At 61.2% G+C, this 22,598-nt stretch carries 26 protein-coding genes, 2 tRNA genes and 1 pseudogene; 10 read left to right on the plus strand and 19 right to left on the minus strand.

From position 1 onward, the window contains the following. The first annotated feature begins 64 nt into the window (after nucleotides 1–64). Genes Q1A06_RS02860 through Q1A06_RS02870 form a run of 3 tightly spaced genes read left to right on the plus strand, consistent with a single transcriptional unit; the run spans nucleotide 65 to nucleotide 2,555 of the window. Complete coding sequence (locus tag Q1A06_RS02860; protein WP_299558445.1) at nucleotides 65–757, plus strand: DUF6778 family protein; 693 nt, start codon at nucleotides 65–67, stop codon at nucleotides 755–757. Nucleotides 758–796: 39 nt separating this feature from the next. Beyond that, nucleotides 797–2,008, plus strand: a complete 1,212-nt coding sequence (locus Q1A06_RS02865) for an RSP_2647 family RNA methyltransferase (protein WP_299558447.1) — start codon at nucleotides 797–799, stop codon at nucleotides 2,006–2,008. 1 nt (nucleotide 2,009) lies between these two features. Then, a complete protein-coding gene (locus Q1A06_RS02870) occupies nucleotides 2,010–2,555 on the plus strand; it encodes an RSP_2648 family PIN domain-containing protein (protein WP_299558449.1) in 546 nt (181 codons plus the stop codon). Nucleotides 2,556–2,590: 35 nt separating this feature from the next. On the opposite strand, the gene Q1A06_RS02875 is transcribed toward Q1A06_RS02870, so the two are convergent. Further along, nucleotides 2,591–3,274, minus strand: coding sequence for a M48 family metalloprotease (locus Q1A06_RS02875; protein WP_299558451.1), 684 nt, complete (start codon nucleotides 3,272–3,274; stop codon nucleotides 2,591–2,593). Between the two features lie 110 nt (nucleotides 3,275–3,384). Next, a complete protein-coding gene (locus Q1A06_RS02880) occupies nucleotides 3,385–3,813 on the minus strand; it encodes an OsmC family protein (protein WP_299558453.1) in 429 nt (142 codons plus the stop codon). A gap of 165 nt (nucleotides 3,814–3,978) precedes the next feature. Between Q1A06_RS02880 and Q1A06_RS02885 the strand changes: the two genes are divergently transcribed. Continuing rightward, complete coding sequence (locus Q1A06_RS02885; protein ID WP_299558455.1) at nucleotides 3,979–4,437, plus strand: MarR family transcriptional regulator; 459 nt, start codon at nucleotides 3,979–3,981, stop codon at nucleotides 4,435–4,437. Here Q1A06_RS02885 and Q1A06_RS02890 read toward each other — a convergent pair. The 4 genes from Q1A06_RS02890 to Q1A06_RS02905 form a co-directional block, all read right to left on the minus strand. After that, nucleotides 4,427–5,614 carry a VWA domain-containing protein gene (locus Q1A06_RS02890; RefSeq protein WP_299558457.1) on the minus strand — a complete coding sequence of 396 codons (1,188 nt, stop codon included), beginning with the start codon at nucleotides 5,612–5,614 and terminating at the stop codon, nucleotides 4,427–4,429. The genes Q1A06_RS02885 and Q1A06_RS02890 overlap by 11 nt on opposite strands. Further along, entirely contained in the window at nucleotides 5,614–5,781 is a 168-nt protein-coding gene (locus Q1A06_RS02895) for an apolipoprotein acyltransferase (protein ID WP_299558459.1), read from the minus strand. The genes Q1A06_RS02890 and Q1A06_RS02895 overlap by 1 nt, the downstream gene beginning before the upstream one ends. A gap of 27 nt (nucleotides 5,782–5,808) precedes the next feature. Then, nucleotides 5,809–7,167: a DUF2927 domain-containing protein gene (locus tag Q1A06_RS02900; protein WP_299558461.1), complete on the minus strand. Its 1,359-nt coding sequence runs from the start codon at nucleotides 7,165–7,167 to the stop codon at nucleotides 5,809–5,811. A gap of 321 nt (nucleotides 7,168–7,488) precedes the next feature. Beyond that, nucleotides 7,489–8,328: a MoxR family ATPase gene (locus Q1A06_RS02905; RefSeq protein WP_299558463.1), complete on the minus strand. Its 840-nt coding sequence runs from the start codon at nucleotides 8,326–8,328 to the stop codon at nucleotides 7,489–7,491. A 168-nt stretch (nucleotides 8,329–8,496) separates the two neighbouring features. Here Q1A06_RS02905 and dksA point away from each other — a divergent pair, with 168 nt between their 5' ends. Both dksA and Q1A06_RS02915 read left to right on the plus strand, forming a co-directional pair. Then, nucleotides 8,497–8,919: an RNA polymerase-binding protein DksA gene (gene dksA / locus Q1A06_RS02910; protein WP_299558465.1), complete on the plus strand. Its 423-nt coding sequence runs from the start codon at nucleotides 8,497–8,499 to the stop codon at nucleotides 8,917–8,919. A gap of 123 nt (nucleotides 8,920–9,042) precedes the next feature. Continuing rightward, nucleotides 9,043–10,218: an FAD-dependent monooxygenase gene (locus Q1A06_RS02915; protein WP_299558467.1), complete on the plus strand. Its 1,176-nt coding sequence runs from the start codon at nucleotides 9,043–9,045 to the stop codon at nucleotides 10,216–10,218. On the opposite strand, the gene Q1A06_RS02920 is transcribed toward Q1A06_RS02915, so the two are convergent. Together Q1A06_RS02920 and rocF are read right to left on the minus strand one after the other, a co-directional pair. After that, on the minus strand, nucleotides 10,215–11,258 hold the full coding sequence (locus Q1A06_RS02920) for an ornithine cyclodeaminase (protein WP_299558468.1): 1,044 nt from the start codon (nucleotides 11,256–11,258) through the stop codon (nucleotides 10,215–10,217). The two genes, Q1A06_RS02915 and Q1A06_RS02920, sit on opposite strands and share 4 nt — an antisense overlap. Nucleotides 11,259–11,279: 21 nt before the next feature. Then, the gene (rocF, locus tag Q1A06_RS02925) at nucleotides 11,280–12,200 is read right to left on the minus strand and encodes an arginase (protein ID WP_299558470.1); all 921 of its coding nucleotides are present in this window, start codon (nucleotides 12,198–12,200) and stop codon (nucleotides 11,280–11,282) included. A gap of 108 nt (nucleotides 12,201–12,308) precedes the next feature. Here rocF and Q1A06_RS02930 point away from each other — a divergent pair, with 108 nt between their 5' ends. After that, complete coding sequence (locus tag Q1A06_RS02930; protein WP_299558472.1) at nucleotides 12,309–12,734, plus strand: Lrp/AsnC family transcriptional regulator; 426 nt, start codon at nucleotides 12,309–12,311, stop codon at nucleotides 12,732–12,734. Here Q1A06_RS02930 and Q1A06_RS02935 read toward each other — a convergent pair. Next, nucleotides 12,731–13,192 (minus strand): disulfide bond formation protein B, encoded by a 462-nt coding sequence (locus Q1A06_RS02935; protein WP_299558474.1) that lies wholly within the window; start codon nucleotides 13,190–13,192, stop codon nucleotides 12,731–12,733. The two genes, Q1A06_RS02930 and Q1A06_RS02935, sit on opposite strands and share 4 nt — an antisense overlap. After that, the gene (locus tag Q1A06_RS02940) at nucleotides 13,189–13,767 is read right to left on the minus strand and encodes a YqaA family protein (RefSeq protein ID WP_299558476.1); all 579 of its coding nucleotides are present in this window, start codon (nucleotides 13,765–13,767) and stop codon (nucleotides 13,189–13,191) included. Before Q1A06_RS02940 ends, Q1A06_RS02935 begins: the two co-directional genes overlap by 4 nt. A 123-nt stretch (nucleotides 13,768–13,890) precedes the next feature. Between Q1A06_RS02940 and Q1A06_RS02945 the strand changes: the two genes are divergently transcribed. After that, nucleotides 13,891–13,974: transfer RNA gene (locus tag Q1A06_RS02945), tRNA-Leu, on the plus strand. A gap of 121 nt (nucleotides 13,975–14,095) precedes the next feature. Here Q1A06_RS02945 and Q1A06_RS02950 read toward each other — a convergent pair. The 8 genes from Q1A06_RS02950 to Q1A06_RS02985 form a co-directional block, all read right to left on the minus strand. Further along, a complete protein-coding gene (locus tag Q1A06_RS02950; protein ID WP_299558478.1) occupies nucleotides 14,096–14,272 on the minus strand; it encodes a hypothetical protein in 177 nt (58 codons plus the stop codon). A 132-nt stretch (nucleotides 14,273–14,404) separates the two neighbouring features. Continuing rightward, nucleotides 14,405–15,334 carry an AEC family transporter gene (locus Q1A06_RS02955; RefSeq protein ID WP_299558480.1) on the minus strand — a complete coding sequence of 310 codons (930 nt, stop codon included), beginning with the start codon at nucleotides 15,332–15,334 and terminating at the stop codon, nucleotides 14,405–14,407. A gap of 69 nt (nucleotides 15,335–15,403) precedes the next feature. Then, the gene (locus tag Q1A06_RS02960) at nucleotides 15,404–16,207 is read right to left on the minus strand and encodes an MBL fold metallo-hydrolase (protein WP_299558482.1); all 804 of its coding nucleotides are present in this window, start codon (nucleotides 16,205–16,207) and stop codon (nucleotides 15,404–15,406) included. Continuing rightward, nucleotides 16,204–17,010 (minus strand): TatD family hydrolase, encoded by an 807-nt coding sequence (locus tag Q1A06_RS02965; protein ID WP_299558484.1) that lies wholly within the window; start codon nucleotides 17,008–17,010, stop codon nucleotides 16,204–16,206. The genes Q1A06_RS02960 and Q1A06_RS02965 overlap by 4 nt, the downstream gene beginning before the upstream one ends. Nucleotides 17,011–17,031: 21 nt before the next feature. Next, nucleotides 17,032–18,147 (minus strand): DNA polymerase III subunit delta', encoded by a 1,116-nt coding sequence (locus tag Q1A06_RS02970; protein WP_299558485.1) that lies wholly within the window; start codon nucleotides 18,145–18,147, stop codon nucleotides 17,032–17,034. 45 nt (nucleotides 18,148–18,192) lie between these two features. After that, a complete protein-coding gene (tmk, locus tag Q1A06_RS02975) occupies nucleotides 18,193–18,816 on the minus strand; it encodes a dTMP kinase (RefSeq protein ID WP_299558487.1) in 624 nt (207 codons plus the stop codon). Beyond that, nucleotides 18,813–19,967, minus strand: coding sequence for a D-alanyl-D-alanine carboxypeptidase family protein (locus Q1A06_RS02980; RefSeq protein ID WP_299558864.1), 1,155 nt, complete (start codon nucleotides 19,965–19,967; stop codon nucleotides 18,813–18,815). Before Q1A06_RS02980 ends, tmk begins: the two co-directional genes overlap by 4 nt. Before the next feature lie 31 nt (nucleotides 19,968–19,998). Beyond that, entirely contained in the window at nucleotides 19,999–20,868 is an 870-nt protein-coding gene (locus Q1A06_RS02985; RefSeq protein WP_299558489.1) for an SPOR domain-containing protein, read from the minus strand. Between the two features lie 225 nt (nucleotides 20,869–21,093). Here Q1A06_RS02985 and Q1A06_RS02990 point away from each other — a divergent pair. After that, nucleotides 21,094–21,183: transfer RNA gene (locus tag Q1A06_RS02990), tRNA-Ser, on the plus strand. Nucleotides 21,184–21,374: 191 nt separating this feature from the next. Here the strand turns inward: Q1A06_RS02990 and Q1A06_RS02995 are convergent. After that, a pseudogene (locus Q1A06_RS02995) lies at nucleotides 21,375–21,898 on the minus strand (integrase core domain-containing protein). A gap of 238 nt (nucleotides 21,899–22,136) precedes the next feature. Here Q1A06_RS02995 and rplM point away from each other — a divergent pair. Further along, entirely contained in the window at nucleotides 22,137–22,598 is a 462-nt protein-coding gene (rplM, locus tag Q1A06_RS03000; RefSeq protein ID WP_299558491.1) for a 50S ribosomal protein L13, read from the plus strand.

The following is a 22,598-nucleotide window of genomic DNA, read 5'->3' on the forward strand; positions in this document are numbered from 1 at the left end:
GAATTCGGCACGATGACTGATCTCAGAAACCATGACGAGGTCATCCGGCCTTTGGGAGAATGAGATGAATGCGATGAAACTTGCCCTTGGCCTTGGTCTTGCCGCTGTGGTGTCCGCCTGTGGCGCCAGCGATGTCGTGACCCGTGATGCTCCGTTCGTATCGCGTACCAATATCGCGGCCGAACCGATCGCGCCGCAGAACGTGGCTGGCACGGAACTACAGCTTTTGCCGGCTGCAATCATGCAGAAGGTCACCGTTGATCGGATCAACGTGACAGTTCCGGCCAGCCTTTCGGTGTCCGAAGCCAACAGATATTACCCCGGATCCGATATCGTGTGGCGCGAGGACCCGATCGGCGACCGCCACGCACAGGTCGCGCGGATCGTCGAAGACGCGCTGCGGTCCGGGACGCAGTCTTTCCAGGGGCCGGTTCCCGTTACTCTCGATGTCGAGGTGGCCCGGTTTCACGCGGTGACCGAAAAGGCCCGATATACTGTCGGCGGCACTCACAGCATCATCTTCACGATGCAGCTGCGCGACAGCCAGACCGGTGCGCCGCTGACCGAACCGAAGAAAATTCATGCAGACCTCGACGCCTTTGGCGGGCAGCAGGCGATCCTTGCCGAGGCCCGGGGGCAAACCCAGAAAGTGCGCATCAGCAATCACCTTGCCGAGGTCATCCGTCAGGAGCTTTTGCAGCCCGGTGGGTACGAGAACGCGCGACTGGGGTTCTTCCAGTTGGTCAATAAAATCTAAGCTTCCCCTCGCCCGACGAACAGACTAGGGAAGGGCGCTATGACAGCGCCCTTTTCCACAACCCCGCCTCTTCCCGTCGTCCGCCTGATGCCCAAAGCGAACGCCCGTGCCATACGCCATGGCGCACCTTGGGTCTATGCAAACGAACTGGTCACCGACCGGCGCACCAAGGGACTTGCCCCCGGTGCCATTGCGCTGCTCGAAGACAGCCTGCGCCAGCCGCTGGGGGTTGTCACGGTCAATCCGGTGTCCAAGATCATTGCAAGGGTGCTCGACAGCGATCCGGAAGCCGTAATCGACCAGGACTGGATGGCCCGCCGCTTGCGCCGCGCGCTGGCGCTGCGCGACAGGCTTTTCGATGCGCCTTACTATCGTCTGGTCCACGCCGAAGCGGATGGATTTCCCGGTGTGATCATTGACCGTTTCGGCGATACGGTGGTGATCCAACCCAACGCCGCGTGGTCCGAGGCACTGATCGAGCCGCTGACCGCTGCACTGATCGAGGTGACGGGCGCGAAGAATGTGCTCAAGAACGCGAGCGGACGGACCCGCGCGCTCGAAGGGCTTGACGATGTCAGTGCGGTTCTTGCAGGGGACGCACCCGATGCACCTGTGCCGGTGCCGATGAACGGGGCCACGTACATGGCCGACCTGACCGGAGGCCAGAAGACCGGGATATTCTATGATCAACGGCCAAATCACGCTTTCGTTGCGTCATTGGCACGCGGGGCGCGGGTGCTCGATGTGTTTTCGCATGTCGGAGGTTTCGGACTGGCAGCAATCGCCGGCGGGGCGGCATCAGTGCTGTGCGTGGACGGTTCCGCGCCCGCATTGAACCTGGCCGCGGAAGGCGCGGATGCGATGGGGGTCAGCGACCGCATGACGACGCGGCAAGGCGATGCGTTTGATGTGCTCACGCAGCTGCGCGCGGAAGGGGCGGAATTTGACGTTGTGGTATGCGACCCGCCCGCTTTTGCGCCAGCGAAGCCGGCCGTTGAAGCAGGGTTGCGCGCCTATGAGCGGATTGCGCGGTTGGCCGCTCCGCTGGTCGCGGATGGCGGTATTCTGGGGCTGTGTTCCTGTTCGCACGCGGCGGATATGACGCAGTTTCGTACCGCGTCGATACGCGGGATCGGACGGGCGGGCCGTCGCCCGTCGCTGATCCACAGCGGGTCAGCGGGGCCGGATCATCCACAACTCCCGCAACTGGCCGAAAGCGGCTATCTCAAATCGCTGTTCTTCCATCTATAGCATGAAACTGCTGCTCGACGCCTGTGTGATCTATCCGACGGTCATGCGCGAAATGCTGTTGGGTGTTGCGCGATCGGGCGGGTATGAACCGCTTTGGTCCGCCCGTATTTTCGAAGAATGGGCTCTGGCCGTGCGCAAGATCGGCCCCGACGCCGAAGCGCAGGCGCGTGGCGAAATTGCGATGCTCGGCGTCGCGTTTCCCAAGGCGATGGTCGCGCCGCACCCGGGACTGGAAGCGCGGCTGTGGCTTCCCGACAGTAATGACATCCACGTTCTCGCTGCCGCCATAGCTGGCAGTGCGGACGGTATCATCACGTTGAACGCGAAGGATTTTCCACGGGGTATCCTCGCTGACGAAGGGCTGAGCCGCAACGATCCCGACGCATTCCTGCTGGGTCACTGGCACGCGGAGCCCGAGCGGGTGGCAGATGTGGCAGATGGTGTCATGCAAGAGGCGCGCCGCTTGTCCGGCGTGGACTGGACGCTGCGGGCATTGATGAAAAAAGCGCGGTTGCCGCGGCTCGGGAAAGCTCTCAGCGGGGCTTGATGTGGTACATTTACTTCCGCTGGTAAGTTCTTGATCTATCTGGTCCATTTTGATTGGAGCGTACTGAGTGCTTTGATCCGTTCCTCGGTTTTAGGGTGGCTCATCAACCAGGCCGGTGCGCGCCCGCCGGCTGATTTTGTGAGCGCGTCAAGCTTGCGAAAAAGCGAGATCTGCGGCGCTATTCCGATCCCTGCTTTGGTCAACAGAGCCGCCGCATAGGCGTCGGCCTCGTATTCGTCACTGCGCGACAACTTTGCCGCCAGCATTGTGGTAAGCATGTTGGCCAACCAGATACCGATGCCCGGAATAAACCGACTCAGCACCATTCCCATGGCCGCGCGCATGGCGTTCTGGCCCGAAAAGTCTATCATCCGCCGACGCGAATGGCCCAGCGCGACATGACCCAACTCATGCGCGATCACCGATGCCAGTTCCTCTGCAGTAACCTCGCCCGCGCGAAATTTGTTGTAGAACCCGCGTGTGATGAAGATCCGCCCGTCCGGCGCGGCAAGCCCGTTCACGGGCTCGATCTCGTAGATATGCACCTTGATCCGCGGCAGATCCAAAGCCCGCGCCATCTGCGCGCTCATTTCCTTTAGCGCCGGATCGGCAAGAATGGTGGATTGGGTGTCGAGCTCTTTGCTCGTGCGCCAGACCGAAAAGCGGTACATCGCAAAGCCGTAGAGCACGGCGAGAAGAATAGGCAGAACACGGATCATGGGATCCAATATGGGCAGTTAAGCCATCAGGGCAAGCGGCCTGCGTTGAAATGCACAGGCGCTGCGCGAAATACCCCGGCACGCGGGCGCGCGCGCCGGGGTTTTTCCGATCACGACAGTTTGGCGTCCATCGTGATTTCCGCTGTCATCAGCTTGGAGATCGGACAGTTTTCCTTGGCAGCTTTCGCCGCTTCGGCAAACTGCTCAGAAGATGCATTCGGGATTGTGGCTGTCACGTCGAGGTGGATCTTGGGAACGTGAAAGCCGCCATCCTTCTGGGCCAGATGCACGGTCGCATGCGTGTCGATGCTGTCGGCGACCAGATCATAGTCTTCGAGGATCATCGACAGCGCCATAGAGAAGCACGACGCGTGCGCGGCACCGATCAATTCTTCGGGGTTGGTGCCTTTGGCATCTTCGAACCGCGTCTTGAAGCCATAAGGCTGCGCGCTCAGAACGCCGGTTTCCGTGGATACGGTTCCTTTGCCTTCCTTCAGGTTTCCAGACCAATGGGCAAACCCGGATTTTTCAATAGCCATGATAATTATTCCTTTCCTTCTGTACCGAGTTCAACTTTGCGGACAAGTTTACGTTCCCGCCGCTTCGAAATAAATTAGCAAACGATCTTATCGCGCACGATATATATCGTGCCGGAATATTGCTATACGAGGAGGCTAAATTTACATGGGACGGGGCGAGATCGCATGAACGATGACCAGATTACGCCCGAGCTTATGCTGTGTTTTGGCGTGTACAGGTTGCAGCATGCGTTCGGGGCCCTCTACAAACCGTTGCTTGCGCCGTTGGGCCTGACCTATGCGCAATATCTTGTCATGACGGTGCTTTGGGACGGCGGGCAGCTCTCGGTGGGGCAGATCGGCGCGCGGTTGGAGCTGGAATCAAGCACGCTGACGCCGCTGATCAAGCGGCTTGAACGGGCGGGTCATGTGACGAGAAAGCGCGATGTGGACGATGAACGTCGGGTGCTGATCGGTTTGACGGAACAAGGAGAAACGCTGCGCGCGCGCGCGCAGGGTATTCCCGACTGTATCCATGCCGCGACCGGTCTCGACGCAGATGCCATAAATGCGCTGCGGTCAAAGCTCGGCGATCTGCATGCGGCCGTCGCGCGGGCCGCCGCAGAAACCGACATCAGCGGGTAAGCGTCTTCATTCCGCGCGACAGCCCTTCGAGGGTCATGGGCACCATGGCCTCCGAGCCGAAGATCTCCTGCACCATCTTGATGGACTGGGTGTAGGGCCAGTATTTCTCCGGGATCGGGTTGATCCAAAGATTGCTTTTCCACTGGTCGCGTGCACGGCCCAGCCATGTCGCGCCGCTTTCGGGGTTCCAATGCTCGTTGGCACCCCCGGGATAGGCGATCTCGTAGGGGGACATCGACGCATCTCCGACGAAGATACAGCGGTAATCGGGACCGTAGGTCCGCAGGATCTCGTGGGTAGGGGTCTGCGCATCCCAGCGGCGCCGGTTGTCACGCCAGACACCTTCGTAGAGACAGTTATGGAAATAGAAGTATTCCATGTGCTTGAATTCCGTGCGCGCCGCCGAAAACAGCTCCTCGACGACCTTGACATGCGGATCCATCGACCCGCCGATATCGAGAAACAGCAGAACCTTGACCGCGTTGCGCCGCTCAGGGCGGGTCTTCACATCGAGATACCCATGCTCGGCGGTGGAGCGGATCGTCCCGCCCAGATCAAGCTCTTCCTGGGCACCGTCGCGGGCCCAACGGCGCAACCGTTTGAGCGCCACCTTGATGTTGCGGGTGCCCAGCTCGACCGTGTCATCTAGATTGCGGAACTCGCGTTTGTCCCAGACCTTTACCGCCTTTTGATGGCGGGACTTGTCCTGGCCGATGCGTACGCCTTCGGGGTTGTAGCCATAGGCGCCGAACGGAGAAGTACCGCCTGTACCGATCCACTTGCTGCCGCCTTGGTGGCGCTTTTCTTGCTCCTTCAGTCGCTTTTTCAGCGTTTCCATCAGCTTGTCGAAACCGCCCGCCGCTTCGATCTCGGCCTTTTCTTCCTCCGTCAGGTGCTTTTCCGACATCTTCTCGAGCCACTCGCGCGGGATCTCCACCGCTTCGAGCACTTCCTCCGCGGTGATGTTTTCGAGCCCCGAAAAAGCGGCGGCAAAGGCTTGGTCGAACTTGTCGATATTGCGCTCGTCCTTCACCATCGACACTCGCGCAAGATAATAGAACGCTTCGGTGTCATAGGTCGTCAAACCAGCAGACATACCGTCGAGAAATGCAAGGAACTCCCGCATGGATACCGGCACCTTGTGCGCGCGCAGCTGTTCAAAAAAGGGTAGGAACATCAGGACGCCATCCGATCAATGATGATCGTCGCGAACATCCCGAGGATCATGAAGGCCAGCCCATAGCCGGCCGCATATTGCGCGATGTCCTTGCGGTTGCCGTTGCGCTTTTTCGCGGTCATGCCGCCCACGATTGCGCCGATGATGGCGGCTCCTATGACGATCATTCTGCAGCCCTTTTGTGTTGCGGGCCGTTATTTGAGCGGGTTCAGTGATGCAATTTCGCGCAACTTGGCCCGCACGGCCCAGTCCGAACCAAATCCGTACCGCGCCCATCCCAGACTGTCCAGCCGAACGGCCTTGGCCTCTGATGTGCGTTGCTCAAGATCCAGAGCTTCGGCGCGCAGCAGCAACAGCGTCGACAGCAACGCGGCATTCTCGTTGAGATGTGCGGTCTGGATATGGGGGGGCAACAGGGTGATGGCTTGTGCACCGTTGCCTGTGCGGACGGCATACCCGGCAAGCTGTGCAGCGACGTACGCGCGGTGAAGATCAGTGCCGGGGGTCGCGTCGTAAAATGTCTTTGCAATCATGAAATGCTGGTGTGCCGTGTCAGGATCATCGTTTTGCAGCACACGGCCCATGGCGTAATGGGCGAACGCGCGGCGCTGGTCTTTCCATCCCATGATACCGGAGATGCGGACCGCCTCAGCCGCGCCGGCGATCCGTTCGGCGTGACCGGAAGCGGGGCCAAGCGCCGTCTCGATGGCGCGCTTCCACTGTTTCGGTGTGCGTGTCGGAAACTGTGCTGCTGCAATCTCGCCGCGCGGATTGATCCGGCGCAGGATCTGCGGAAGTGCGCCTACGACCTGTCCCCGCGACATGCCGTTGTGCAACTCCGGGGCGTAGTAGGCCCGCAACATCAGCATGTCGAACCCGGTCAGCACAGTGTGGACGTTGTCGTCGTTGAAGACGGAATCGGGCAGGCGGTACAGATCGTTGAGCGGCCCCAATGCCTGTGCAAGCTCTTCGTGCAAGCAGTCGCGTATTTCCTGCGGGCTTGAGTCGTTGGGCAGGAAGATCGCCAGCTTCTTGCGTTCGCGCAGCAAGGTCCAGTTGGTTTTCGAGCTACGGCGGGCCTTGCGGTATTCGGCAAGGGTGCTGACGTTCGGCGCAACAAAGCAGGCGGCCTGCGGCAACAGCTTGCGGATCTCACTGCGGGGGACTGCGTTGATCGTGATGCTCGCCGGCCCGGTTGCGGTTTGCGAAATGTTGATCCGTGCTTCCGCACGCAATCGTGCCAGCAGCCGGTTCAGATCATGCTGCAGCGATGCAGGCACATCGCCCGCCAGCGCCACATTGATCGGTCCTTCGAAACGGGTGAAAACCGGCAGGTCACGGCCACTTTCCAGCTTGAACGACAGTTCGATGAAATCCAGCGCCAGATCGTTATTGGCGCGCACTGGCCCGCGCGGCACGGCGGTTGAAAAGACCTTGATCGGTGGAAGACTCGAGTCCGCGAACGGCATGCGCCGGGCAACGTCGCCTTCGGTCGTCGGGGTACAAGCGTTCAGGGCCATCGACAGCACGAGCGCGATACGGGATTTCTTCATGCGATGCGCCCGCGTACGCGCGACGCCTGCATGGTTCGCGCAGCGCGCAATGGTACGGAGCGCACGTAATGTGCGGGATACTGGTTCATAAGCTGCCTGCCTGCCCTTTTGAGCTTCGATTGAAGGTCTTTTCGCCTTTCAACCTGTTCACGGTAGGGAGCAATCTGGGCAAAATCGAGACAAATTTGCCCGATTACGGCAACCTGTGGTTGGGGGGCACAAAAAAAACACACTCGGAAAGCGGTCCCCTTGTGTCGAAGAGGGGCGGTGGCACGCCCGTAAAAGGTCGCGCCACCGCCGGTCGTCAGCAGCGTCGTGTAATCAACGGCCGCCGCGCGCCATGAAGGCCAGCCGTTCGAAGAGATGCACATCCTGTTCGTTCTTCAAGAGCGCGCCGTGCAATTTGGGCAACGACGACGTACCGTCCGCCTTGAGATCCTTGGCGTCCATATCTTCGGCCAGCAGCAGCTTGAGCCAATCGATGACTTCAGAGGTCGACGGCTTCTTCTTCAGACCCTGCTGGTCACGGATCCCGTAAAACTGTGTCAACGCCGTGGTCAGAAGCTCCTGCTTGATTCCGGGATGGTGCACCTCGACGATCTTCTTGAGCGTGTCCATTTCGGGAAACTGGATGTAGTGAAAGAAACAGCGGCGCAGGAAGGCGTCCGGCAGCTCTTTCTCATTGTTCGAAGTGATGATGACGATGGGGCGCACCTTGGCCTTGATTGTCTCGCCGGTCTCGTAGACGTAGAACTCCATCTTGTCGAGTTCCTGCAACAGGTCGTTGGGGAACTCGATGTCGGCCTTGTCGATCTCGTCGATCAGCAGCACCACCTTCTCTTGGGCCTCGAACGCCTCCCACAATTTGCCCTTGCGGATATAGTTGCGCACGTCGTGCACCCTCTCATCGCCGAGCTGGCTGTCGCGCAGGCGGCTGACGGCGTCATACTCGTACAATCCTTGTTGCGCGCGGGTGGTGGATTTGATGTTCCATTCGATCATCGGCAGACCGAGCGCGGAGGAGACCTGGCGGGCAAGTTCGGTTTTGCCGGTGCCCGGCTCGCCCTTCACCAGAAGTGGGCGTTCCAGTTGTACCGCAGCGTTAACCGCGATCTTGAGATCGTCTGTTGCGACGTAGTCCGCCGTCCCGTGAAATTTCATAACAGTGTTAACCTTCCGAGCCAAGTTTCTGTTTCTTCGGGGAATCATCATAGCGTATGATTGCATAGTGACAATCGCGGACGTGTCCTATAGACCCCGCCGCAAGGAAATGTCGCTAGGGAGACGTCCACCGTGACAGTCGCTGATTATGTAGATGGGATGGGAAAAATGAAGCAGGAAACGTTTTTGCCGGATGCGTATCGTCCCGCCGAGGACGAGCCATTCATGAACGACCGGCAGGTTGAATACTTCCGCCGTAAATTGTTGGACTGGAAAGCGGAGCTGCTGGTGGGCAGCCGCGGCACGATCGAGACACTTCAGGACGGCACACGCAACATTCCCGATGTGACCGACCGTGCCTCCGAAGAAACCGACCGCGCGCTTGAACTGCGCACCCGTGACCGTGCCCGCAAGCTGGTGTCAAAGATCGACGCGGCGCTGCGCCGTATCGAAGAGGGTGAGTTCGGCTATTGTTCGGTGACGGGTGATCCGATTTCGCTCAAGCGGCTGGATGCGCGGCCCATCGCCACGATGAGTCTCGAGGCGCAGGAGCGTCACGAGCGGCGCGAAAAAGTCCACCGCGACGATTGAGTGATCGCCGGATGATGCATCCGCGACTGCACGCCGTCTCTTTTCGGCGGGCCGCGTGCGGGTAGGTGACACAGTACCGCCGCAGCACCCGCTGCGGCTTTTTTGTTTTTAGGGAGCGCGAAGATGGGGTTGGGCAACGCGATTGTGATCGGTGCCGGTATCGGCGGTTTGACCTGCGCCATCGCACTCGCACGGCGCGGTGTTGCGGTCACGGTGATCGAACAGGCTCCTGCAATCCGCGAGGTGGGCGCGGGCCTTCAGATCAGCCCGAACGGGCTGGCCGTACTGCGCGCGTTGGGGCTGCGCAGGCGACTGCTGGAGCGGGGAGCTGTGCGGGGGCGTGCGGTGGTGTTGCGCGCCCACGACGCGGCCGGGGATGTGGCGCGGCTGGATCTGATGCGTCTGCCCGAGACGCAAACCTATCTTTTCGCGCACCGCGCCGATCTGGTCGATGTGCTGGTCCGCGCCGCGCGCGAGGCGAATGTGAGTTTCGAGATGGGGGTCGAGGTAACGTCGGTGTTACCCGGTGCCGTGCCGAAGATCACGCTCGCGGATGGCAGCACGCGACAGGCGGAATTGATCGTCGGTGCCGACGGCATTCATTCGCGCGCCCGTCCCGCGCTCAATGGCGCGGACGCTGCGTTTTTCACCCAGCAGGTCGCATGGCGCGCGACGGTGCCCAATACAGTCGATCACCCGGATGTGGCGATGGTCACGATGGGCCCGGCACGCCATCTGGTCAGCTATCCGTTGCGGGGTGGAGAAATGGTCAACCTTGTCGCTGTGGAAGAGCGTCAGACCTGGGCCGAGGAAGGCTGGCATCATCCCGATGATCCGGCGCATCTGCGGGCGGCATTCGCGGGTTTTGGCGGTCTGGCCGGCGCACTGATCGAAGCGGTGGAGGCGCCGACGCTTTGGGGGCTTCACCGCCACCCCGTCGCCGCGCTTTGGCAGAAACAGAGCGTGGCGCTGCTGGGCGACGCCGCGCATCCGACGCTGCCCTTTCTGGCACAGGGCGCGAACATGGCGCTCGAAGACGCTTGGGTGCTGGCGCGCGAAGTGGCGCAGGACGGGCCCGGCGCATTGCCGCGCTACCAGAATGCGCGAATGTCGCGTGTGGCCCGGGTGATCAAGGCGGCTGAGGGCAACGCATGGCGCTACCACCTGCGCCCCGGACCGTTGCGGTTCGCAGCCCACAACGCGCTGCGCCTTGGCAGCCGGGTCGCACCGGGCCGGATGCTCGGCGCGTTTGACTGGCTCTACGGTGAAGACGTGACAGGCGGGGTCAAGCTGTCCTAGCCCGCGCGCTGCACCATCCCGAACAGATCGCGCGGGTCGTCGGGATCTGCCAGCATGTCGAGCGGGGTGAAAAAATCGGTCCCCTTGATCGCATCGCGCACATAGCACAGAGCCGAGAAATCCTCGATCGCGAAGCCGACGCTGTCGAACAGCGTGATCTGGCGCGCGTCGGTGCGGCCGGTCGCGGCACCTGTCAGCACCTCCCAGAATTCTGTCACCGGATGATCGGCAGCCATCTGCTGAATCTCGCCCTCGATGCGGGTCTGTTCGGGGTATTCCACGAAAATATCTGCGCGCGACAGGATCGCGGGCGCAAGTTCGGTCTTGCCGGGGCAGTCGCCGCCGATGGCGTTGATGTGTACGCCGGCCCCGACCATGTTGTCAGTCAGGATCGTTGCGTATTGCTTGTCCGCCGTGCAGGTCGTGATGATCTGCGCGCCCATGATCGCGTCTTCGGCCGTCTTGCAGCGCACGATCCTGAGGCCGTGCCCTTCGAGATTCTTCGCGCATTTCTCCGTCGCCGCCGGGTCAGTGTCGAACAACCGGACCTCGTCGATCCCGACAACCGCCTTCATCGCCAGGCTTTGAAATTCCGATTGTGCGCCGTTGCCGATCATCGCCATCACCCGGCTGCTCGCGGGCGCCAGCACCCGCGCCACCAGAGCCGACGTGGCCGCGGTGCGCAGCGCGGTCAGGATCGTCATTTCGGAGAACAGCACCGGATAGCCGGTCGCCACGTCCGACAACAGGCCGAAAGCTGTCACGGTTTGCAGGCCACCCTTGGTGTTGCCGGGGTGGCCGTTAACGTATTTGAAACCATACACATCGCCGTCCGACGTCGGCATCAACTCGATGACGCCCACGTCCGAATGGCTGGCCACGCGCGGGGTCTTGTCGAACAGAGGCCAGCGGCGAAAGTCCGCTTCGATCCGGTCTGCGAGGCCGCGCAGCATGTCTTCGATGCCGATGTGGTGGATAAGCCGCATCATCTGGTCGACGGAAACGAAAGGAACGAGCGCCTTTTGCGAGGGTTGGGTCATGTTAAATCTCCTGTTCGGCGATCAATAGGCGCGGGTGGGGCGGTCGAACACACTGCGCCCCAAGGATGATGCGGCCAGATCGACCATCAGTCGTGCGGTGCGCCCGCGCTCATCGAGAAACGGATTGAGCTCGACCAGATCTAGCGAGGTCATCAGCGCGCTGTCGTGCAGCATCTCCATCACCAGATGGCCCTCGCGTACTGTTGCACCGCCCGGAACGGTGGTGCCTACCGCAGGGGCTACCGCGGGATCGAGGAAATCAACGTCGAGCGACACATGAAGCATTCCGCCCGCCGCCGCGACCCGGTCGAGAAACGCGCTGAGCGGGCGGGCGATGCCCGTCTCGTCGATTTCGCGCATGTCGACACGGGTGATCGCCGTCTCCTGCAGTGCCGTGCGTTCCTCGGGATCGACCGAGCGCAGACCGATCATCGCGATATTCTCGAACGGCACAGGCGCGGGCAGGGCAGGCCAGCCGCCGAACGTGCCACGTCCGGTAAAATAGCCCACCGGTGTACCGTGCAGATTGCCGCTACCGGTGCTTTCAAGGGTGTGAAAATCGCTGTGCGCATCCAGCCAGAGCACAAACAGCGGCCGGTCCTGCGCAGCGGCATGGCGCATTGCGCCCAACACTGTTCCCGCAGCCAGCGCATGATCGCCGCCCATCGTGATGGGCATCCCGTCGCGCAGGGCCATTTCTGTGCTCTCGGCCAAGGCGTCGGTCCAGGCAATGGTTTCCGACTGGCGGTGAAGCCTGTCGTGCGGTTGCTCCGAGAAGGGGCGGGGCGTGACATTGCCGCGATCCGTCACGCGATGCCCCAGATTTTCGAGCGCCTCGGCCAGACCGGCGGTGCGATACGCATCGGGGCCCATCAAACATCCCCGGCGGCGCTTGCCACTGTCCAAAGGTGCGCCTTGCAAAATGCAGTGTCGGTTGCTCATGTCTCGATCCTTGTATTGGTCTGCGCTGTTATATGGTGCACATACGGTCTATGAACAGCGTACAAACCGCCCGATCCGGCGGCATTTTGCGCAGATTGGATTGAACCTTTGGACAAAACGGATGAGCAGTTGATAGCGGCCCTGCGCCATGACGCGCGGGCGTCCTATTCCGATCTTGCCGCGCGGCTGGGTCTGTCGCGCAGCACCGTGCGGGCGCGCATAGCCCAGTTGCAGACGCGCGGCGATATCATCGGGTTTTCTGTGGTCACGCGTGCCGACGTCGCCCGCGATCCGGTGCGTGGGCTGATGATGATCGGGATCGAAGGCCGTGGTGCCGAACGGATCAAGCGCAATCTGGGTCAGATGGTCGAGTTGCGCGCGGTGCATTCAACCAACGGACGCTGGGATCTGATCGTCGAGATCGGGACGGCGACGCTGGCTGATTTTGACCGGGTGCTGGACCGGATCCGCCGTCTGGACGGTGTGATGTCGAGCGAGACCAGCCTGCTTCTGAGCACGCGCAAGTCAGGTTAACGGGTGCTGCGCGCCGCCATAAGCCACATGGCCGCAAGTATCAGCGATGCAATCGCGTTCCAGCCCGCCATGCTGATCCCCGCCAGTTGCCACGCGATGTCATCGCAGCGCACCAGCGGGGCGCCAAGGATTTGATCGAGCAGCTCATCGGCGCTCAACCCCGATACCCCGGTGGAGGTGCACGAAGTAGGGCCTTGCCACCAGCCTTGTTCGACCCCGACATGATAGGCGCCGATGCCGGCTGTGCCCAGCGCGGCAACCGCGCCAAGCCATGCAAGCGGCGCGCGACCGCTGATCAGAACCGCCGCGCCCACGGCGATTGCGGCGGCGTGCGGCCACCGTTGCCACAGGCACAGCTTGCACGGCGCCATGCCGCCCAGATGCTGAAAGCCGAACGCGGCGAGCAACAGTCCCGCCGATCCGAGTATCGCCAACACCGTCCAGTACCGATAGGTCATAGCCACCTCAACGCAACGACACCGCCGATCAGAAGGACGACGAACAGCGTGAACATCAAAGGCAGACGCCTTTCGATGAATGTCCGGACCGGTGCGCCGAACTTCCAAAGAAGGAATGCAACGACGAAAAACCGCAGCCCGCGCGCGATGATCGACGTTGCGATGAAGGTACCCAGCGGCATGCCGGTCCAGCCTGACATGATCGTGATAACCTTGAACGGAAAGGGGGTCACCCCGGCTGTCAGTACCGCCCAGAATCCCAGATCGTTGAAGCGCACGGCGAATTCGGCCATCGAATCGGCCTTGCCCATAGCTGTCAGGATCGGGGCGCCCAACGTCTCGTAGGCAAGCGCGCCTATGGCATAACCCAGAAGCCCCCCCAGAACCGATGCGCCGAGGGCCACGGTTGCAATCAGAAACGCGCGGTTGGGCCGGGCGATGATCATCGGGATCATGAACACATCTGGCGGTATCGGAAAAAAGGAGCTTTCGATGAAAGAAACGAACGCAAGAACCCACAACGCATTGTGATGGTTCGCAAGGCCGAGCGTCCAGTCATAAAGGCGTTGGATCATCTTGAGGGGTCCCGTTAGCGCACATGTCTCAACACCATGAAGGGCGTGCGGCGTCAATAGCGGTACCCGCAGGCCGAGTTTGCACTTGCCCCCCGCGCGCCCACGCGTTAAATCCCGCGCAGTGCCCAAGTGGCGGAATGGTAGACGCAGGGGATTCAAAATCCCCCGCCGCGAGGCGTGCCGGTTCGAGTCCGGCCTTGGGTACCACCTTGGTTTTTCAAGGTTTTCCGCGTGTTTATTGCGCGAAGCATGAAGGTGCTTCCCACAGGTCGGTTCGGACCGCCGCATTTGACCGACGCGAGACAAGCTTTTTGGCTCGCATTTCTCGTCAACTTGCGACAGTTTCCAAGTTCTGACCAGTTGTTGATTGTATCTTGGCATAAGACCAGCCAGCCCTCGCCAGTTCCACATTATCCCCTTCGGCAATCCATGAGGCGATAGAGTTTTGCATCATCATCATGCGGCTGACGCCGATGGAATTTTTGCAGCGAAATGCGATGGACAAGATGGAGGCCTAACGCCAGAGATTTAACCCCAAGGATTTGGCGCAAAGCTGGAGAAAACTTGGGGCTTAGGTCAACTGCTATGAAACCGCGAGGGGCAGCGCGCCAGATGACGTCCACGCACGTTTGCAGGTTCAGCCGAGAACCGTAAGCCAGAGCCAGACCGTCAGGATCGAAATGCCGGTGGCGATCAGCACTGATGATGCGGCGACACGTCGGCCACGGCCGTACATATTGGCGAAGATATAGGCGTTGAATCCGGGTGCCATCGCAGCGGTTAGGACACCGGCACGGAACAGATCGGTCGGCACCGCAAGAGCAGATCCGAACACCCACACCAACGCGGGGTGGACCACCAGCGCCAGACAGCAGACCATCGCGATCGCTTTCATGTCGCCCTCCGGGCGGTACTGGATCAGCACACCGCCCAACGCGAAAAGAGCGGCTGGCAGGGCGGCCCGCACGATCAGGGACAGCGCGTCATCCACAACCGACGGCAGTGTCAGCCCCGACAGATTGAGCGCGAACCCGGCAACGATGCCGATGACGAGCGGATTGTGGAACATCGCGCGCGTTACTGCCCGCGCGAGGCCGAGCCCGCTTTGCCCACGGTTGCGTACGAATTCCATGACCGTGATCCCCAAACCGTAGCAAAACGGCGAGTGCATGGCGATGATCATGTAATTGCCGGTCAACGCATTGGCGCCGTAGGCCCGTTCCGAGATTGGCAACCCTAGGAGGACGGAGTTGGAGAACAGGCAGCAAAATCCTATCGCGACGCAGTCTTCCCAGTCGCGTTTGAAGAAGATCCGCGCCCCGACCGTGCCGAGCGCAAAGCAGATCGCCGCGCCCGCGTAGAAGCTGATCAAAAGGCGCGCGTCGAAGGCGCTACCCAGATCGAGGTTCGCGATGGCCTGAAACAGCAAGCAAGGCACGGCAAAGCTCTGTGCAAAGCGCAGCACGCCGTCGACGCCACTGACCGGGAAATACCCCCGCCAAACCGCGACATAGCCGAAGCCGATGACCAGAAACACCGGCAGGATAACGTCAAGAAGGGTTTGCATGGGCGCGGACTCGGGGCTGGGGATGTCGCCTTGCCTACACCCCCGCGCGGCAGTCCGAAAGGGGCCGCGTCAGTCCAGATCGAAGCGCAGCTGCATGCCGTCGAAGGCAGGATGTACATGATCCGGCGTCTCGTCGAGCAATGTTCGGTAATCGAGATCGGTGTGCATGTTGGTCAGCACGGCCTGTTTCGGGGCCACGTCCCTGATCCAGCCAAGCGTCTGGTCAAGATGGCTATGGGTCGGGTGCGGGTCGCGCCGCAGGGCGTCGACGATCCAGCAGCGCAAGCCCCTGAGATGATGCCACACATCATTTGGAATAGATGCAACATCAGGCAAGTACGCGACGTTGTTCACGCGAAACCCGAGGGCATTCATCCCGCCATGGGGAACCTCGAAGGGGGTAAAAGCCAGCGCCCCGCCTGGGCCGTCAATCCGCACATCACCGTCCATCAGGTTCATCTCGAGGATCGGCGGATACATCGAGCCTTCGGGCTGGATGAAGGCATAGCCGAAGCGGTCGATCAGCGCATCGTGAGTCGGCTGGTCGGCCCAGACCGGCAGACGCGCGCGCATGTTGATGACAATCATCCGCAGATCATCCATGCCGTGGACGTGATCGGCGTGCGCGTGGGTGTAGATCACGGCATCGAGCCGTCCGACGCCCGCGTCCAGAAGCTGGCTGCGCATGTCGGGAGAGGTGTCGATCAGCACTGTCGTGGTGCCCGCGTCCGTGATCCGTTCTACGAGGATCGAACAGCGCCGGCGGTGGTTTTTCGGCTCGTGCGGATCGCAGGCACCCCAGACGCCGCCCAGACGCGGGACGCCCCCCGAAGAGCCGCAGCCCAGGATCGTGATGCGCATCTCGGCGGTCATGGTGTGACCTCGTAGCGGGCTGCCTTGGTGAACAGTCGGTCGAAATTCTGCTGTGTACGTGCGGCGAACTCGGCGTAGTCCATGCCGAACGTCTCTGCCGCGCGGCGGGCGGTGTGCGCGGTATAGGCGGGCTCGTTCCGCTTGCCGCGGCGCGGCGGCGGGGCGAGGTAGGGGCTGTCGGTCTCGACCAGCACGCGGTCAAGGGGTGCGTCCGTGAATATGTCACGCAGATCGTTGCTTTTGGGAAAGGCCGTGATCCCCGACATACTGAGATAGAAACCCAGATCAATCGCTGTGCGCGCGAGGCTGGCCGAGGACGAAAAGCAATGCATGACGCATGAATACGCGCCGTTGCGGTATTCATCACGCAGGATCCGCGCCATATCGTCATCGGCATCGCGGCTGTGGATGATAAGCGGCAGACCGGTTTCGCGTGCGGCGTCGATGTGCAGCCGCAGTGAGGTCTGCTGTGCCTGTGCGCTCTCGGCGGTATAGTGATAATCCAGCCCTGTCTCGCCGATGCCAACCATCTTGGGGTGCTGTGCGATGGCGGTCAGCTGATCGACCGTCGCCATCGGCTCGGTTGCGACGCTCATCGGGTGAGTGCCGGCAGCATAAAACACGGGCGCATGGGCTTGCGCGATCTCGCGCACCGCAGGCTCGTTCACCAGTTTGGTACAGATCGTCACCATCCGCGTCACGCCGGCCTCGCGCGCGCGCGCGATCAAGTCGGATACTTCACCCTCGAAGTCCGGAAAATCGAGGTGGCAATGGCTGTCGGTGAGGGAAGGGAGGTCGGTCATGGGTCTCCGGACTGCTGCAATCTAGCGGGGGGCGGCTTGTGATATTTTCATCAGGGTATCTAGAACGAGCGCGGCAGGGTCAAGGTTGACCGCGATGCCGTGGCGCGCCCTGCCGCCAATCTCTGGCGCTAGGTCGGCCCAGATGCGGGCCTGTCGCGGGGTCGGTGAAAGACGCGCCAGCATAGCCGTTTCGCCGGGGACCGCTTCGGGGGCAGGGGGTGTGCCGGTGGCCCCGGTGCGCGCAAGGCGGCTCAACAACAGGTCGATGAGCACGAACAGAAGGTCTCGCTTGGCCTCGGCGCCGCGTGCGGCGGCGGCCTCTGCAAGCTTGAGCGCGCGCGGGCGGTCCATGCGCGGCAGGGTGTCCATCAATGCGACGAGCTCCGCATAGAGTTGTGCACCGCCCAAGAGCGACAGCCGCATCGCCCCGCCGACGGATCCGCCCGACAAAGCGGCGAGGCCAGCGGTATTCTGCGCCGCCACCTCTGCCTGCGCCATGGCCTGCGCCACCTGATCCTCGGACAGGGGTCTGAGCGGCAGCACACGGCAGCGCGAACGGATCGTGGGCAACAGGCCCGACGGCTGGTGGCTGATCAACAGCAGGAGCGCACGGGCGGGCGGTTCTTCGAGCATCTTCAAGAGCGCGTTGGCGGCTGTCGCGTTCATTTGATCGGCGTCGTCGATGATCACCACGCGGTAGCCGCCATCGGGGGCCGACATCTGAAAAAAACCGTTGAGTGCGCGGATGTCTTCGGCGACGATTTCGTTGCGCAGCTTGCCGGTCTTCTCGTTGACACTGCGGGTGATGTTGCGGATGCGTCCTTCGCCACCGGACGCGATCCGCTGCGCGACCGGATGGTCGGCCGAGATTTCCAGATCCCGCGCAGGTTCGGGCGCGAACATGCCGCCCGCGTCCGGCGCGGGCGTGGCCAGCAGAAACCGGGCGATGCGCCATGCCAGCGTTGCCTTTCCGACGCCGCGCGGACCGGTCAGCATCCACGCGTGATGCAGACGTCCGGTGTTGAAGGCGTCGACAAAGTCCGCCTCCGCCGCTTCCTGCCCTATGAGGCGGCACGTCTCGCGCGGATGGGGCGCGCCGGGCAGGCGTTCAGGCTGGTGCTGTGGGTCATCGGTCATGGCATGGGACTTATCGCGGATTGGCGACGTTGGAAATGGGGCGTGTCAGACCGTAGGGGCGACAGCATCGCGGATATCCGTCGCGACATCGGCAATCGCGCGGTTCCCGTCAATGACACGAAAACGGGCCGCGAACTCCTGCGCGAGCCCCAGAAAACCGCTGCGCATTTTTTCCTGAAGATCGGCACCGAAATCCTCGAAGCGTTCCTCGCTGCCCTGACGCCCCTTCGCACGGCTGAGCCCCTGTGCGGGATCCATGTCGATAAGAATGGTCAGGTCCGGTTCGATCCCGATCATCAGGCTGTGCAACCGGTCCACCGTCGCACGCAGGTCGCCCCGGCTCATGCCCTGGTACATGCGGGTGCTGTCGGCGAAGCGGTCGCATATAACGACCTTGCCAGCATCGAGTGCAGGCCAGATCACCCGCTCCAGATGATCGCGCCGCGCGGCGGTGAACAACAGAATTTCGGTCTCGGCGGACCAGCGGTCGGGATCCCCCTGCAAGACCAGAGCGCGAATTTCTTCGGCACCGGGGCTGCCGCCCGGTTCGCGAGTCAGTACGACGTCACGGCCCTTGCTGCGCAGATGATCGGTCAGCAGTGCCACCTGCGTTGATTTTCCCGATCCGTCGATGCCTTCAAAGCTGATGAACAGCCCGCCTGCCGTCACGAAGCCTCCTCTGCCGGGCCGGCGTTAAGCCGCGAGATCAGATGTTCGGCGGCGGCCATCATGCGGTCAACGAAGCCGTAGGGCGCAACCGCGCTGTCCGCGATCAGGGGAACACGCTTTTCCGGCAACCCTTCAGGCGTAATCACAAGCTCGCCCAAAACATCGCCCTTGGCGATCGGTGCCTTGATAGGACCCTCATAGATGACTTCGGCCTGCAGAGGAGCGATCGGATTGGTCGGGACCAGCATCGACAGGTCCTCGCCCAGCACAAGGCCGACGTTCTTTTGCGCCCCCAGCGAAACCTTGGCCTCCGCGATATGTTCACCGGTGGTGCCGAGATCGGTCTGGGCGAACTGACGGAATGCCCAGTTCGTGACGGCTTCGGCCTCCTGCGCGCGGGCCTGCGCGGTATCGAGACCCGAGAGCACGAAAATGATCCGCCGCTCACCCTGTTTGGCGGAGCCGACAAGCCCATAACCTGCCTCTGTCGTGTGCCCGGTCTTCAGACCGTCCGCGCCGATGCCCATGCCCAACAACGGGTTGCGATTGAACCGGTTCTGCGCTTCCTTGGTGTCGAACAGAAACTCTTCTTCCGCGAACATCGGATAGTACTGCGGGAAGTCGCGGATCAGCTTGCCGGAGATCAGACCCAGATCACGCATCGACATGCGATGACCCGCCTTGGGCCAGCCGTTGGAATTGGTAAAGGTGGAGTTGGTCATGCCCAACTGCTGCGCCCGCATGGTCATCTGGCGGGCGAATTTGCTTTCGGTGCCCGACAGCGCCTCGGCGATCACCACGCAGGCATCGTTGCCCGACAACACAATGATGCCGCGCAGCAGATCCTCGACGCGCACGCGCTCGCCCGCCTGCAGGAACATGGTAGAGCCGCCGTATTCCTGTGCCGCTGCAGAGACGGGCAATTCCTGATCGAGGTCAAGAATGCCGTTCTCGATCGCCTCGAACGCCATATAAAGGGTCATCAACTTGGACATGGACGCAGGCGGCAAGGGGGCATCCGCGTTCTTGGCCATCAGAACCGTGCCGCTGGTGTGATCTACGACATAAGCGGCGGAGGCGCTGGTCTCGAAGGCGTGTGCGCTTACGGTCGAGACAAGCAGGGCGAGCGCGCCAAGTGCGGTCGGAATCATACGCATGAGTATCGGTCTCCTCCGAAAGGGGCTAGCTGGAGACGGCATAGGCATCGGTAAAGCCTTCCGCCTTGATGGTGGATAGTATCTTGGTCCGTTCTGCCGACGTGGCCGCAGGACCGACAACAACACGCCAGAAGGTCTTTCCATTGATTTCGCTCTGCCGGACACTCGGTGCAAGGCCTGCGCCGCGCATCTGCTTTGCAGCGCGCTCTGCATTGGCCTCGACACTGAAAATGCCGATCTGGATATAGGGTTTGTCCAGATCAGAGGCCTGAACAGGACGTGGAGCAGGGGCGGCGGGTGCCGTCGCGACCTCAACCGGTGCGACCCCGGTTTCGACCGCGGGATCAAGCGATGTCGTGCTGACCGTTGGTGCCTCGTCCACGGGGGCCGCGACTGGCTGCGCGGCCTCGGTGTCGGTCGATACCTCTTCGACCTTGCGCAAGGCCGTCACATTCAGTTTCGCCGGAGCGCCCGCCAGAATGCCAAGCGCCACAGCCGCGTCTGACGAAATCTGAAGGCTTGGTCCGGGAATATCCCGTTCGCGCCGAAAGAGCGCGCCGACGACGAATTTGTCGTTACTCTGGTTGCGGATGATCACCCGCTCGGGGTCCTCGACATCCGGATGCGCAACCCAGACGCCACCCAGGCTAGGACGTCCGTCCCAAAGCCCCTCATCTGTTACGGAAAACACCTCGGGCGCCTCGACGTCGCGTTCGACAGTCGGTCCCGCTGGTGCTGCCACGCTGCTTGCAGGCGATGAACCGGTTCCTGGCAAAGCGAATTTGCCGCTGTCGTCGCACCCGGCCAACAAACCGATTGCGGCCACACTGCCCCAGATCGTCATGATCCGGTGTCTCGGTTTGTTCTGATCGGATTTCGTGTTGCGCCTGCTCATAGTCCCTCGTCCTTGCCTGTTAGCGGCCATTCTCACGCCGCGCGGCCACGTTATTACGTCAACGCACGCCTGATCGCCCCTTTGCGGAGCGTTGGCGGCACTCTAACGCGCGCGAACCGCTGACGACAAGAGAAGCTGAGGCGGATCGGCAATATTCCCCCTGAATTCCGGCCCTCAAACACCGTTTGCAGAATCGCTGCAATCGCCATAAACGGTTCGCCAAGTGGAGGTTTGGCAGAGTGGTCGATTGCACCGGTCTTGAAAACCGACGGGCGTGAAAGCGTCCCCAGGGTTCGAATCCCTGAGCCTCCGCCACAACTTCCGAACAAAAGTGGGCACCGAAGAAGGATCAATTTCCTCAAATATTACGGCCTTTTTTACGGCCTGTTTTTATGCCGGATATCTGACAGTTGATGATTACGCTCGGCTCGCCCACCTCAATGCACCCGACTATTGATCGGAGATAAGAGGATCCCCCCATTTTTTATGTGGTCCAGCCGTAGAATTCAGGCGGCGGTTTTCGGTTTGATTGCGGGTGTCATGCCGCCGATGCCCATGTTGGGTCGTTCATTGCTGTGTCCAGAGCCATACCGTGGCCTGATCCTGTGCCTTTTCGCTGGTTTCAAAGATGTACTGGTTGAGCCATTCGTTGCGAACCGTGCGGTTGTGGCGTTCGATATAGGCGTTCTGTTGGGGTTTTTCGGGCTGAATATAGCCTAACGCATTGTTTTTAGGACCATTCCATGGAGCTTTCCACTGACATATTCGGGTCCAGTATCGATACGAATAGCCTTGGGCTTTCCACGCCATTCGATGATCTGGTTCAGACGCCGCACCACGCACTCGGTTGGCGGGACATCGCTACGCGATACTCTGCCGTGCAATGCATCCCGCCAAATTTCGCCCGCCAATTGTAAAAGCTGGCACTGCTCATCCCATGCTCTCGACAAAGCTCAGAGACCGGCACACCGCCTTCCGCCTGCTTCGACACAGCCACGATCTGCGCATCGCTAAATCGTCCGTTCTTCATCGTAAACCCCCTCAGATATCTTGCCGAGAAAGCTCTACGTTTGATCACCACCAATTCTAGGGGGGATTTCCGTATAACACCGTCTGGACTATGGGGTAAAATAATACCGTATTTTCAAGTAACTGTTTTTGCTCGATATATGCGGGTCTTTGATGCTTGACGCTGTTTCCGCCTAGGTTATAACCCGCCCATCACATCGGGGCACGTGTCCCGTCACACCACAACGGGAATACCGTCCATGAAAACCTTTTCTGCAACACCGGCAGATATCGACAAGAAATGGATCATCATTGACGCCGAAGGCGTCGTGCTGGGCCGTCTTGCATCGATCATCGCCACCCGCTTGCGCGGCAAGCACAAACCGTCGTTCACGCCTCACATGGATTGCGGCGACAACGTCATCGTGATCAACGCCGAGAAGATCCAGATGACCGGCAAGAAGCGTGACGAGAAGTTCTACTGGCACACCGGCCATCCCGGCGGCATCAAGGAGCGGACCAAGGAGCAGATCCTCGAGGGCGCACATCCTGAGCGGATCGTCACGCTGGCCGTCAAGCGGATGCTGCCCGGCAACCGTCTGACCCGCCAGATCATGACCAACCTGCGCGTTTATGCGGGCGGCGATCACCCACACGAGGCCCAAAACCCCGACGTTCTGGACGTGAAGTCCATGAACAAGAAAAACACGCGGAGTGAATGA

It is taken from the genome of uncultured Sulfitobacter sp. (assembly GCF_947497275.1).
Classification (GTDB): Bacteria; Pseudomonadota; Alphaproteobacteria; order Rhodobacterales; family Rhodobacteraceae; genus Sulfitobacter.